Raw genomic sequence first — 12,075 nt, forward strand, 5'->3', positions numbered from 1 at the left:
GGAGATGTCCAGAGACGACGTGGCACCGGGACGGTTCGCGCGATTCGTGAAGTGGGTCAACAAGGCCGACGGCTGGGAGCCGCAGTACCTGCGCGGACGGGTCGTGGCCAAGAAGGACGGCGAGTGGATCGTCGCGGTCGACGGCGAGGAGCGCCGGATCGTGAAGAAGGAGTGGAGCGTCTACCGCTGACCCTCGGGGAGGACTCGTGATGCTCCCCGACCGGCGCACTCCCGAGATCAGAGAGGCGCGTCCCGGAGTCTTCGTGCTCGAGCTGCGACGCACCCGCCGTCGGCCCGCCGAGGAGCTGGGCGTGTTGATCCGCACAGGCACGACCTGGACGGTGCTGGGGCCGGACGGGGTGCGGGCGGACGTGACGAGCTTCCACGAGGCCGTGGAGGCCCTGCGCGAGTAGCGGGCGCTGACGTGCCCGGGATAGCTGTCCGCTCGGGGGTGTCGACGACCGTCCCGGGCACCTCGGCAGAGGACTTCCGTGACCGTATGCTCCCCCTCGACGTCGGATCGACGACTTGTACACAGGCGGAGGACACGATGACCGAGCTCAGCACCGACGACCTCGCGTTCCTGCGCCGCAGCATCTCCGCCGCCGAGCGCTCCCGCGCCGAGGGCAGGCACCCCTTCGCGGCCCTGGTGGTCGACGCCGCCGGCCGCGTCGTCGCCGAGGCCGGCAACAACTCCCTCCCGCCGGAGGGCGATCCCACCCAGCACGCCGAGCTGCGCGCGGTCGCCGCCGCGTACCGCGAGCTCGGGGCCGAGGGGATGTCGGGCAGCACCCTCTACACGAGCGCGGAGCCCTGCGCGATGTGCTCGGGCGCCGTCTACTGGACCGGCGTGGACCGCGTGGTCTACGCCCTCTCCGAGCACCGCCTCCTGGAGCTCACGGGCGACCACCCCGAGAACCCGACCTTCTCGCTCCCGTGCCGCGAGGTGTTCGCCCGCGGTCAGCGCTCCATCGTCGTCTCGGGCCCGCACCTCGAGGAGGAGGCCTCCAGCGCGCACCGGGGCTTCTGGGAGTAGCCCCGCCGGCGCCCCCGCGCTGAGGTGCCCGAGATGGTCGCACGCTCCGGCGTGTCGCCGACCGTCTCGGGCACCTCAGCGCTGCGTCAGCGCGCCCACTGGATCGACGACGCCTTGTCGTTGAAGGAATCACCGACCCAGGCGGCGCTTCCGACCGGCCCGAACGAGCCTCCCGAGTAGTCGTCGTCCATGAAGATCGTGCCGAGGCAGCCGTTGCGAGCGGAGAACGAGCTCAAACGGTCGTTCCATCCGATGGAACGGAGCGAGCTTGTCCCGTAGCGCTTGCCGGGGCTGCAGAGCGCAGAATCCCAGGTCGTGAACCTGAAGCTGTCGCCTCCGAAGTCGATGTCGTCGTAGACGTACCCGAGGACGTACTGGGAGTCGGCGAGGCTCAGCGGCGACGTCGCGGCCTTCGACGTCGAGGGGTCGTCGAGCGAGGTCTCGACGACCACGCGACCGGTCCGGGCGAGTACGGCGGCGTCGAGGTCCTCCCCGCGGTCCACACAGACCGTCTGCCCGGTCTCGACCAGCATCGAGCAGTCCTCGGGAAGCCTGGCGGAGTCGGGAGATGCTGCAGCGATGCAGAACACCGCTCCGGCGACGAGCGAGAAGCTGCCGCGGGCGGTGAGGGGGAAGCGTCGGGTGATGATCGGCATGAATGGTCCCGTCTGAAGAGTGTCGGATGATGTCGGGTCGGCGGGACCCGCAGCCAGCATCCGACATATCGTCATGTCCTGCAACTGTTTCGAGACGAATCCTCGCCTCCGGAGACTTCTCCGTGAGGGCCGCGGCAGGGTGAATCGCCGACCGGCCGCCGGCGGACCGAGCCGGGCAGGGCACGGGGGAGCAGGACGGGCGCACATGACGGACGAGGTCGAGGATCGGGAGCTGCTCCGACGGCTCGCCGGCAGCGGAGGTGAGGCCGCGATGCGGGCGCTGTACGACCGCCACGCGCCGGCGGTGTTCCGGCTGGTGGGCAGCCGGGTGACGGATGCCTCGGCCGTCGACGACGTGGTGCAGGAGGCGTTCATCGTGCTCTGGAGAAAGCGCGACCTGGTGAGGATCGCGGGCGACTCGCTTCTGCCGTGGCTGATGGTGACCGCACGGAACCTGACCATGAACGAGAACCGAGCAGGCTCTCGGAGGCCGCTCGCGAGCGGGGCCGACGTGCTCGACGGGCCCACCGTCGACGGGCCGGAGCGAGCGGCGGAGGTGGCCGCGCTGCTCCGATCGGTCGATGCGGTCGTCGCCGCGCTCCCCGAGCTCGACCGGAGGATCTACGCGGCATGCCTCGAGCGCGGGCTCGGCTACGACGAGGCCGCCGCCGAACTGGACGTGACCACCTCGGTGGTCCGCAACAGACTCTCCCGCCTCCGCCGGAGGATCCGGGACGACGACTACGTGAGAGGTGCCCTGTGAACACGGACGACTACCCCGGACGCGATCGCGCGCTGCTCGTCCGAGAGCGTGTGCTCGGGAGAATGCGGAACGACCGCCGAGCGATCCGTCGTCGCCGCACCGTGGTCGCGGTGACCGGTGCCCTCGCCGGGGGCGTGCTCCTCGCAGCGGGTGCCGCGGTGCTCACTCCCCCTGCACTCACGCAGATCGGGGCGCGCTGCTACCCGACCGCCTCCCTCGAGGCGGGTGCCCGAGGCGCTGGAGGACCGGTGGACACCGGCCTGGTGGGGGAGGTGTCCGAGTCCCTCCTCGACCAGGACGGGCAGCCCCTGGAGGAGGGTGCGCCCCTGTCGGCGGAGACCGCGGTCGGTCTCTGCGCCGGCGTCTGGGAGGACGGCGGCTTCGAGCTCGACCGCGCCGCGGCGAACGCGGCTGCGGAGCGGGGGGTGCGCAGGCCCGTCCCGCCGCTGGTGGCCTGCCGTCAGGGTGACGGCCTGGCGGTGGTGCTGCCCGGTGAGGCGAGCGACGCGGACGCGCTGTGCGACTCCGTCGGACTCGCCGCCGCCGAGTGAGCCGACCGTGCCCTACAGCTGGCGGCCCGGCCGCTGCACGCCCACGACGGTGACGGTCAGCGTCGCGGAGGTGCTCTGCGCGGCGGACGGGGACGAGTCCGACAGGCGCACGGTCAGGCGGAGGTGGTCGGTCGCGCCGACGGCGAGGGCGGGGGAGCCGGGCAGGTCGAGCCGGGAGGTGGCGGGCCGGTCGGCCGAGACGGTTGTGACCGTGCCGGGGCAGGTCGCGGCATCGGCCGACCAGGACTGCGTGCAGCGCTCGATCACGAGCTGCAGGCCGTCCGACAGGTCGGTGCCGGTCGTGGTCTGCAGCTGGAGGGCCGACATCGGCAGGGTGCCGGCGTTGGTCAGGTCGAGGAGGCGCCGGGCCGTGCCGCCGGGGACGAGGCCCGCGACGGGGACCGGCACGGTGGTCGCTCCGGTACCGGAGAGACTCGCGATGACGGTGCCGGAGGCGACCCGTGCGCTCACGGAGGCGCGGTCGAGGAACACGGCGGTCGCAGTGGCGGCGGCGCCGAGGACGAGCGCGCCGGCGATGATGCCCGTGAGACCGGCGCGCGAGACCACGCGGCGGCGGACGTCGGGGGAGTGGCGCGGCGCTCCGCGGTCGCGGGCGGAGGGGCGTGCGCTGTGCCGGCCGTGCTCGACCGGAGGACGCTGCGGCTCCGGGGGCGGCGTCCCGTCGGTGGAGCGGTGCGCGCCGCTCACGGGGCGACCTCCGCGGGGCGGCGCCAGATGGCGATCAGGAGCGCGCCCACGACGACCGCGCCGCCCGCGGCGAAGAGCGCGAACCGCGCCTCCGGGTGGGCGAGGCCGATGCTCGGCCAGCCCAGCAGCGGCACCACCGAGCTCTCGCGCCAGATCCGCTCGTCCGCGATCGTCACGATCCACGGGTCGGCCGACTCGTTGTTGTCGCCCTTGGTGGTGAGCGCCAGCTGGCCGGGCTCGCGGCCGCGGAGGGCGGCCGCCTCCTCCTCGGAGTAGACGAGGGTGACGCGGTGGATGACGCGGCGGCCCGGATCGTCGGGGTCGGTGAAGACGATGACGTCGCCGGCGCGGATCCCGGCCTGGTCGACGGGCAGAGTGACGGCGAGGGAGCCGACCGGCATCCCGGGTGCCATCGAATTCGACAGCACCGGAACGAGCCGCACGAGACCGAGGGCGGAGAGGACGAAGACGGTGATGCCTGCGACGGCCACGATCGTGACCAGGCCGCCGAGGAGAGCGCGGAGGGCCTTCACGCCTGCTCCCTCCGGTGACGACGGCGCGCGGCCGCGGCGAGCAGGACGCCCGAGCCGAGGGCGAGCATCCCGCCCAGGAGCGCAGCACCCAGGTCGCGGCCGGTGACGGCCAGCCCGCCGCCCGCCGCACCCGGGAAGGAGCCGGGGCCGGGCGCCGCGGAGGGATCCTCCTCCGTCGTGCCCACGAGCACCCGCAGCGACGCCGCCGCGAGCTCGGTCCCGTTGCCGGCCGACTCCGGGAACAGGACGCGGACGCGCACGCCCACGGTGGACCCGGGCTCGAGCGGACGCACGCCGTCGAGCCGTCCGAGCGTCGCCGCGGGTCCGGATCCGAGCGGCACCGCGTCACCGGGGCAGAGGTAGCGCTCGACCGTGCGAGCGCCGTCGACGACCTCGGCGACGGTGAACGCCGAGTCGCAGAGCTCGACGGACAGCTGGAGGCCGTCGCGCGGGTCCTGAGCCAGCGTCCCTCCGTCGACCGCGAAGGCCACGGAGACCCCCTCCGGCGACACTCCGGTGCTGGTCGCCTCGACCGCCCACTCGGCGCGGTCGCCCGGAGCGAGGTCGGTGAGGGACCCGGGTGCCGAGAGCTCGCGCACGTCGAGCACGCCGACGGGCTCGGCGCTCGCCGCAGGGGCGAGGAGCACCGCCGCGAGGACGGCGACGAGCGCGCGGGCGTGGGGCATGGGGACGACTCCGGGAGAAGGGGGATGCCTCCGCCCCGCGCCGGCGGCGACCGGGCAGGGCGGAGGCGGTGGGGGACGGTCTACTTCTGGATGCCGGCGCGCTGGATCGCGGCGGCGGTGAAGGTGACCGTGGCGGAGGCGTTCTCGTACGCGTTGTCGGCCGCGGTCGGCAGGACGAGCTCGATCAGCGTGTTCAGCGTCACGTCACCGGCGTCCGAGGGGAAGGTCCCGGTCGCGGTGGGGGTGATGCCGAAGTTCGCCGGGGTGAAGTTCGCCGCGTTGGCGACTCCGCCGATGGTCGAGAGCTTGCCGGTGCCGGTGACGGTCTGCGTGCCCGCGCAGGTGTAGGGGCCGGCCTCCGCGGGAGCGGCGGCGGGGACCCAGGCGGTCGAGCAGGTCAGCAGGCGGTAGTCGAGGCCGTTCGCGCCGGTGACGAGGGAGGCGCCGACGCGGCCCGGGTCGGTGGTGTCCGAGCCGACGACGTCGTTGGTGACGTCCTGGTAGAACCGGACCGACGAGACGAGGTCGCCGTCGTTGGTCGCGTTCGGCAGGACGAGCTTGATCGGGCGCTGGACGGTGTCGCCGGGCGCGATGTTCGCGACGGTGAACGCTCCGGTGACCGCGATGTCGGTCTGGCCGGCGTCGACGTTGCCGACGGCGGTCCCGGAGTCGGTGAACACGGCGAACGCGCCGGCGCCGGCGAGGGCTCCCGCGGCGAGGAGGACGCCGCCGGTGAGGGCGATCTTCTTCCAGGGGCTGCGACGGGTGGGTGCTGTGGTGGTCATGGCGACCGTTCCTTTCTGGTGGGTGGTGCCCGGTGCGGGCGTGGTCTCCCTCACGAGGACACGTGCAGGACGAGAGGGGTGTCGAGGGGGAGGCATCAGCAGCCTCCGGCGGTGGTGACGGCCGGCTGGGCGACGGCGGTCGAGGCGGCGGAGGCGACTCCGAGCCAGCGCTGCAGGTCCGGGCGGACCCGCCACTGGTAGCTGCGGCCCTCGCCGACCCGGTCGTCCGTGAAGCTCGTCGCGGAGGCGGCGGGTGCCGCGATCACGGTCCACGGTCCGGGCGTCGTCCCGGCGAGGCGGCGCTCCAGGGTCCACCCGGTCGCTCCGGCGGCGGCCGACCAGCTCACGAGGGTGCTCGGCCGACCGGCCGTGCAGCTCGCGACGGGCGTCGCGACCACGGAGGAACCGGTCCAGGCGCCGAGCCCGACCGCTCCGTTCGTGGTGCCGGTGCCGGAGAATCCCCGCCGGACGAGCGGCGCCGGATCGACCCAGACCGTGATCGTGCTGCCCGCCGTGAGCGCCCCGTCCGAGACGGTGTACGCGATCGTCGCGCTGCCGGTCCAGCCGTCGGCCGCGGGCGTGTAGGTGCACGTGGATCCGGAGCAGGAGAAGCTGCCGCGCAGCCCGGCAGGGACGCTCGTCCCGGCCAGGGCGAGGGTCGTGCCCGCGTCCTCGTCGGTGTCGTTCGCGAGCGGAGCGACGGTGACGGCGGGGCCGCCGGTGGTCGCGACCACGCGGTCGGGCCGGGCGACCGGCGCGCGGTTGAGCGCTGTGACGGTGACCGTGACCCGCACGTTCCAGGTGCCGTACTGGCCCGAGAGGGAGTAGTCGAAGACGTCGGTGCCGACGAAGGCGGCGATCGGGCGGTAGGTGCACTGGCCGCGGGTCGCTCCGCTCGCGACGCAGGACACGGCTCCCTGCACGGGAGTGGCGGGGGCGGGTGCCGCCGCGCCTCCGATCGCCTTCGGCGTCGCCGAGAGCTGAGCGCGCGAGAAGGTCGCGCCGGTCGCGGCGGGCCCGTCGTTCGCGAGCACGTCGATCACGACCGAGCCGCCCTGCACGACCGTCGCGGCGTCGGCGGCCGGATCGGGGATCACCGAGATGCTCACCGAGGCCGTGCGGGTGAAGGCCCCGCTGGTCGGGCCGGTCGCCGTCGCCGTGGCGGTGTTGGCGATCGTGCCGGCGGTGACGTCGGCGGCGGTGGTCGTGTAGGTGGCGGTCGCGGTGACGACCTGGCCGGGCAGCAGTCGTCCGGAAGTGCCCGGCCAGGAGTAGGTGAGAGCGGAGAGCCCGCTCTTGGGGTCGCTGATCGCGACCGCGGTGAGGGTGGTGCTGCCGGTGTTGGTCGCGCGGAAGGTGTAGGTCACCACGGTGCCGGCGGCGCTGATGAAGGCGGGGTTCGCGGTCTTGACGAGGGCGAGGTCGTTCGTGCGGGCGATCGTCACCGTCCGCGAGGCGGTGGCCGTGACGGCGGCGCCGGTCGGAGGGGTGCCGGTCGCGGTGGCGGTGTTGAGGACCTGGCCCGCGTCGACGTCGGCCTGCGTGAGCGTGTACGAGGCGGTCGCGGTGACCGACTGGCCGATCTCGAGGCGTCCGGCGGTTCCCGGCCAGGAGTAGGCGAGCGCGGAGAGCCCGCTCTTGGGGTCGCTGATCGCGACGGAGGTGAGCGCCGTGTTGCCGGTGTTGGCCGCGGTGAAGCTGTACGAGAGGGTCGCGCCGGCCGCGGCCCCGGCCGGGAGCGTGCCGGTCTTGGCCAGCGAGATCGAGGGCGCGTAGCGGATCGGCGTGATCGCGGTGGAGGAGGCGGAGACCGCCGCGGGCGAGGCCGCGAGCGTGCGCCCGCTGACCGTGGCCGTGTTGGTGACCGCCGTGCCCTTGTCGATGTCGGTCTGCAGCACCGTGTACGGCGCCGAGGTGAAGGTCGCGCTCGCTCCGGGTGCGAGCTGGGTCGAGGCGGGCGTGATGCCGGTGACCTTCGGGTCGGCGACGGCGACCGTCTGCAGCGTGACGTTGCCGGAGTTGAGGGCGAGGAAGGAGTAGCGGATCTGCTCGCCGGCGTCGGCCTGGGCGTTGCCGTTCGTGTCGGTGAGCAGGGCGGTCTTGGTGAGCGAGAGGGAGGGAGCGGGGGTGGCGATGGGCGCGGTGACGGTGGCGGTCCGGCTGGTGACGGTGGTCGTCGTCTCGCCGGACGCCGTCCGCGTCGCCGAGGCCGTCGCCGTGTTGACGAGGGAGCCGGCGACCGCCTCCGCTGCCGTGACCGTATGGGATCCCGTGCAGGTCGTGGAGGCGAGCGGAGCGAGCGTCGTGGCCGCGCAGGTGATCGTCGCGACCTTCGGGTCGGTGACGACGATCCCGCTGAGGGACGCCTTGATCGAGCCGTTCGTCACGACGAACTGGTAGGGGATCGCAGCGCCCTCGGTGTAGGCGGAGGGCTGCGCGGTGGTGCGGTCGATCTGCTTGACGAGGGTGATGTCGTCGAGCGTGGTGACGGACGAGACGGAGACGTTCCGGATCAGGTGGGTGTCGCTCGAGCCGCCGGTCGAGGCCGTGAAGCCGAGCTTGTAGGTCGACGGAGCGGTCGTCGGCATCGTGAACTGCATCGCCTGCGTCAGGTCGGCGGCGGCCAGTCCCGCTCGGGCGCCGTAGTAGACGGTCACGACGGGCGGCGATGCCGGCGACACGGTCACGCGGATGGTGCGGCCGGTCGTCGCGTCCGGCGCGGTCGGGGTGCCGACGTTGACGAGGGGACGGAGCCCGGCGAGACCGTTCGGGACGTTGTTGCCCTGGATGTAGCAGTAGCCGGTCCTGTCCTGCCCGGGACCGCGCGCCACGATCCGGCCGCCGAACCGGCCCGGCGGTGCAGGGGAGCCGGCGCATCCGGTGCCGCCGAGGCCCCCGTCCGTGCTCGAGAAGTTGCCGTAGACGTCGAGGCCGATGCCGAGGTAGCCGCCGTTGACCCCGTCGGTGGTGCTCGACTGCCCGTATCCCAGTGATCCTCCGGGGGCGCCGGCCGCGGTGAGGTTCCGGGAGCCGTCGGTCAGGAAGAACGCGATCCCGTCGGCACCCTGCAGGGAGGCGACGGACTGGTACTGGTACTGGTCGAACTGCACGTCCAGGCCCGCGACGGAGGGGATCGGACGGTTGAAGACCGCGCCCCCCTTGAGGTTGGTCCGGTTGTCGGTGAGCTGGAGGAATCCCGGCGTCGTCCCGGTGGCGGGCGCCTGGATCCGGTTGGCGCAGACGCCGAGGTTCGACGATCCGGTCGGGGGCGCGGCCGTCGCTCGCGAGAGGCAGCCGCCGTCGAGGGCCTGCCACGCCGGATCCGGGACGGACGTGCCGCCGAACCCCTCCTGGAGGAGCACCGTGGCCGCCGCGGCCCTCGTCGCCGGCAGGACCACGAGGACGGCGGCGAGCAGGAGCAGGACGAGGCCGAGGGCGATCGAGCGGTCGTGGCTCGGTCGGGCATGCGCGTTCGACACGGATCGACCTCCCCCCGGAGCGCCTCGCCGGGCCTTCCGGGTGGAGCGGGATCACGATAGGTCGCGGCTCGGAGGGGCCTTGTCCCCCTGAGACGGGACAGGGGCGGCAGACGACGGTCCCCCGATCCGGTGGGCACTCAGAAGGGGGACAGGGTGTGCTGAACCATCGCTCAGCCCGCGCACAGGAATCGGGCCCTCACCAGGGTGCCCCGGCGGGCGTGTTGACGTGCGCATGGCTGTCGGAGCGGCCGTGAGACGCCCGGATCCGCGTCGGCCCGGTGCGGCCGGTGTGATCCGTCGTCGGGGCGATGCGGTTCCGCTCCCGTGGCGTGCATCTCCAGAGCAGTGGCGCGAGATAGCGCTCTCACCAGGACCTCCTCCGCGTACTTCGCCGCTCGACGCCAGGTGGGAGCGCCGCCGCGGGTGTCCCTGAAGCGGGTCTGGTGGTCGCGCGGCGGACGCGGGAGGATGCACTCGCGCCTGCCCGCCCGCACGGTCCCCCGAAGGACCGCACCGCGCCCCCTCCACGGTGGTCCGATCCGGACCGCAGCACCCCCCTCACACCTTCCGGTCAGGCTCCGCCGACCGATCAGCCCTCACCCCGTCGGGATCCCATGTCCTCTCCTGCGCGCCACAGCCGCCGTCTCGTCCTCACCGGAGCCGCCCTCGGCGTCGGCTCTGCCCTCGCCTACGCGATGACCGCGTCCGCGGCCCCCGACTACAGCGTGATCCCGCCGCTGCCCAACGAGCTCGGGCGCGGCGACACGGCGATCTCGCGCGTCGGGAAGAAGCCGTACCAGATCATCGACGTGATGATCGGCACCGACCGCGCGCGGCTCTTCGTCCCGCACACCGCGGTCCCCTCGCAGCGGATCGGCCGGGTCGTCTACTGGTACTACCACGCCAACGGGAGCACCTACGCGGCCCTGTCCGGCGCCTACCAGTACAGCGCCGACCAGGCCGTCGACAAGGGCGTCATCTCGATCTGCCCCAACTACGGCGGCAGCATCTACACGAACAAGCGGGCCGTCGCCATGCAGGTGGACGCGGTCGCCTGGTTCCAGAAGACGTGGCGGATCGGCGCGAGCTTCCTCCGCTCGAACTCCGGCGGTGGCGCACTGCTCTGCTGGGCGTACGGTAACAAGCTGGTCCCCGAGATCCGCGGCGCGTACCACGCGGCCGGCGTCTACGACATGGGCGACATGGCCCGCCGCGACCCGGAGCGGGTCCTGCCGGACTACGACAACGACCCCTCGACGATCCCGGCGACCGACCCCGCGCTGCTGCCGCAGGCCTCGTGGGCGGGGGCGCGGATCCGCGCGACCGGCTCGACGGAGGACGTCCTCGTCCCGATCGCCGTGCACGGAGGGGCCTGGGTCGCGCTCGCGAAGCCCGTCGCGAAGGAGGCGGCGGTCCTCTACACGCCCACCGACGGCGCTCCGAACGGCCACAACGTGCCGAGCCTGACGAACAAGGACATGCTCGACACGTTCGACCGCTGGCTCGCGGAGCAGCCGGTCGTTCCGCTGCCCGACGAGCCCGCCTCGTCGATCCCCGGCGAGGGCACGTACCAGAACTACTCCCCGCTCATCACGACCGCGGGCACCTGGAGCACGATCTCCTCCTCCGCCGACAGCGGCGGGAGCATCAGCTACTCCAGCTCGGCCGGAGCGTCCGCGAGCTTCCGCTTCTCGGGCACGGGCGTCAGCTGGGTGAGCCGGATGACGGCGACCTCCGGCATCAACGAGGTGCTGCTCGACGGCGTCCTCGTCGCCACCGTCGACCGCTACAGCCCCACGACCCGCTCGGGTCAGACGGTCTGGACGAGCGGGCCGATCGCCGCCGGCACCCACACGGTCACGATCCGCCGCGGGACGACGCGCAACCCGGCGTCCACCGGGTACACGCTGATCCTCGACGCCTTCGTCGTGACCGCCGGGACCGTCTCCACGTCGACCCCCACCCCCACCGCGACGGCGTCGCCGACCAGCACGCCGACACCGACGGACACGCCGACGCCCACCGACACTCCGACTCCGACCGAGACCCCGACGGCCACCTCCACGCCCACCCCGACCTCGACGCTGCCGGCGGCGGGGACGTACCAGAACGGTGCCGCCGTCATCGCGACCGTCGGCACCTGGGCGACGCTCTCGAGCACCGCCGACAGCGGCGGCAGCATCTCGTACTCCAGCACCTCCACGGCCTCGGCGACCCTCCGCTTCCAGGGCACGAAGGTCAGCTGGGTGAGCCGGATCACCCCGACCTCCGGCATCAACGAGGTCCTGATCGACGGCGTGCTCGTCGCCTCCGTCGACCGCTACAGCGCCACCAACCGCTCGGCCCGCACCGTGTTCACCAGCAGCACCCTCAGCGCCGGCGAGCACACCATCACTATCCGCCGCGGCAGCAAGCGCAACGCCGCCTCCACGGGCAACTCGCTGATCCTGGACGCCTTCGTCGTCGTGTGAGCCGCTCGGGCGCCCGAGCCGCCCGCGCGATTCCGGACAGAGGACGCGGGCCGGGCTCGGGTGGCCGGGTGTTCGGGGGCTCCTGGGCGGGTTCGTTCTCGCTGAGGTGGTCGCTCGGGGTCCGGCGTCGTGGAGGTGCTCGTCCCGATTCGTCGCGTCGAGATCCGCCCGCCCGGCGCCCACTGCGGTGAGTCGCCCGAGAATGCAGCCTTTCCGGCCGTTCGGGGACATTCTCGGGCACCTCAGCAGGCCTCGCGGGAGGCGGCCCGTGCGAGCATGCGGGGATGAGAACGCTGATCCTCGGAGGCACGGGCCGGCTCGGCGGGCACCTCGCGGCGGAGGCGCTGCGGCGCGGCCACGACGTGACCTGCCTCGCGCGCGGGGCGGCCGTGCCCGCGGGGGCGTCC

The 12,075-nt window shown here is 73.2% G+C and carries 12 protein-coding genes; 6 read left to right on the forward strand and 6 right to left on the reverse strand.

The window, feature by feature from the left end:
• Positions 1-4 precede the first annotated feature (4 nt).
• The 3 genes from C5D44_RS16180 (at position 5) to C5D44_RS16190 (ending at position 1,036) form a co-directional block, all read left to right on the forward strand.
• The gene (locus tag C5D44_RS16180; protein ID WP_104223398.1) at positions 5-190 is read left to right on the forward strand and encodes a hypothetical protein; all 186 of its coding nucleotides are present in this window, start codon (positions 5-7) and stop codon (positions 188-190) included.
• 19 nt (positions 191-209) lie between these two features.
• Complete coding sequence (locus tag C5D44_RS16185) at positions 210-413, forward strand: hypothetical protein (RefSeq protein ID WP_104275813.1); 204 nt, start codon at positions 210-212, stop codon at positions 411-413.
• Between the two features lie 86 nt (positions 414-499).
• The gene (locus tag C5D44_RS16190; RefSeq protein WP_181118541.1) at positions 500-1,036 is read left to right on the forward strand and encodes a nucleoside deaminase; all 537 of its coding nucleotides are present in this window, start codon (positions 500-502) and stop codon (positions 1,034-1,036) included.
• 86 nt (positions 1,037-1,122) lie between these two features.
• Here C5D44_RS16190 and C5D44_RS16195 read toward each other — a convergent pair whose 3' ends face one another.
• Positions 1,123-1,692: a hypothetical protein gene (locus tag C5D44_RS16195; protein WP_104282257.1), complete on the reverse strand. Its 570-nt coding sequence runs from the start codon at positions 1,690-1,692 to the stop codon at positions 1,123-1,125.
• Positions 1,693-1,897: 205 nt separating this feature from the next.
• On the opposite strand from C5D44_RS16195, the gene C5D44_RS16200 reads away from it, so the two are divergent.
• Together C5D44_RS16200 and C5D44_RS16205 are read left to right on the forward strand one after the other, a co-directional pair.
• Positions 1,898-2,455, forward strand: coding sequence for an RNA polymerase sigma factor (locus C5D44_RS16200; protein WP_181110079.1), 558 nt, complete (start codon positions 1,898-1,900; stop codon positions 2,453-2,455).
• Between the two features lie 62 nt (positions 2,456-2,517).
• Positions 2,518-3,006, forward strand: a complete 489-nt coding sequence (locus C5D44_RS16205) for a hypothetical protein (RefSeq protein WP_146082532.1) — start codon at positions 2,518-2,520, stop codon at positions 3,004-3,006.
• Positions 3,007-3,018: 12 nt separating this feature from the next.
• Here C5D44_RS16205 and C5D44_RS16210 read toward each other — a convergent pair whose 3' ends face one another.
• From C5D44_RS16210 to C5D44_RS16230, 5 genes are all read right to left on the reverse strand, one after another.
• Positions 3,019-3,714, reverse strand: coding sequence for a peptidase (locus C5D44_RS16210; protein ID WP_104282258.1), 696 nt, complete (start codon positions 3,712-3,714; stop codon positions 3,019-3,021).
• On the reverse strand, positions 3,711-4,247 hold the full coding sequence (locus C5D44_RS16215; RefSeq protein ID WP_104282259.1) for a signal peptidase I: 537 nt from the start codon (positions 4,245-4,247) through the stop codon (positions 3,711-3,713). The genes C5D44_RS16210 and C5D44_RS16215 overlap by 4 nt, the downstream gene beginning before the upstream one ends.
• The gene (locus tag C5D44_RS16220) at positions 4,244-4,933 is read right to left on the reverse strand and encodes a sortase (RefSeq protein WP_104282260.1); all 690 of its coding nucleotides are present in this window, start codon (positions 4,931-4,933) and stop codon (positions 4,244-4,246) included. The genes C5D44_RS16215 and C5D44_RS16220 overlap by 4 nt, the downstream gene beginning before the upstream one ends.
• Positions 4,934-5,013: 80 nt before the next feature.
• Positions 5,014-5,718 carry a TasA family protein gene (locus C5D44_RS16225; protein WP_104282261.1) on the reverse strand — a complete coding sequence of 235 codons (705 nt, stop codon included), beginning with the start codon at positions 5,716-5,718 and terminating at the stop codon, positions 5,014-5,016.
• 95 nt (positions 5,719-5,813) lie between these two features.
• Positions 5,814-9,197, reverse strand: coding sequence for an Ig-like domain-containing protein (locus C5D44_RS16230; RefSeq protein ID WP_104282262.1), 3,384 nt, complete (start codon positions 9,195-9,197; stop codon positions 5,814-5,816).
• Positions 9,198-9,811: 614 nt separating this feature from the next.
• Here C5D44_RS16230 and C5D44_RS18190 point away from each other — a divergent pair.
• Positions 9,812-11,668, forward strand: a complete 1,857-nt coding sequence (locus tag C5D44_RS18190) for a hypothetical protein (protein WP_181118542.1) — start codon at positions 9,812-9,814, stop codon at positions 11,666-11,668.
• The last annotated feature ends 407 nt before the right edge of the window (positions 11,669-12,075 follow it).

It is taken from the genome of Rathayibacter sp. AY1B5 (genome assembly GCF_002932795.1).
Classification (GTDB): domain Bacteria; phylum Actinomycetota; class Actinomycetes; order Actinomycetales; family Microbacteriaceae; genus Rathayibacter.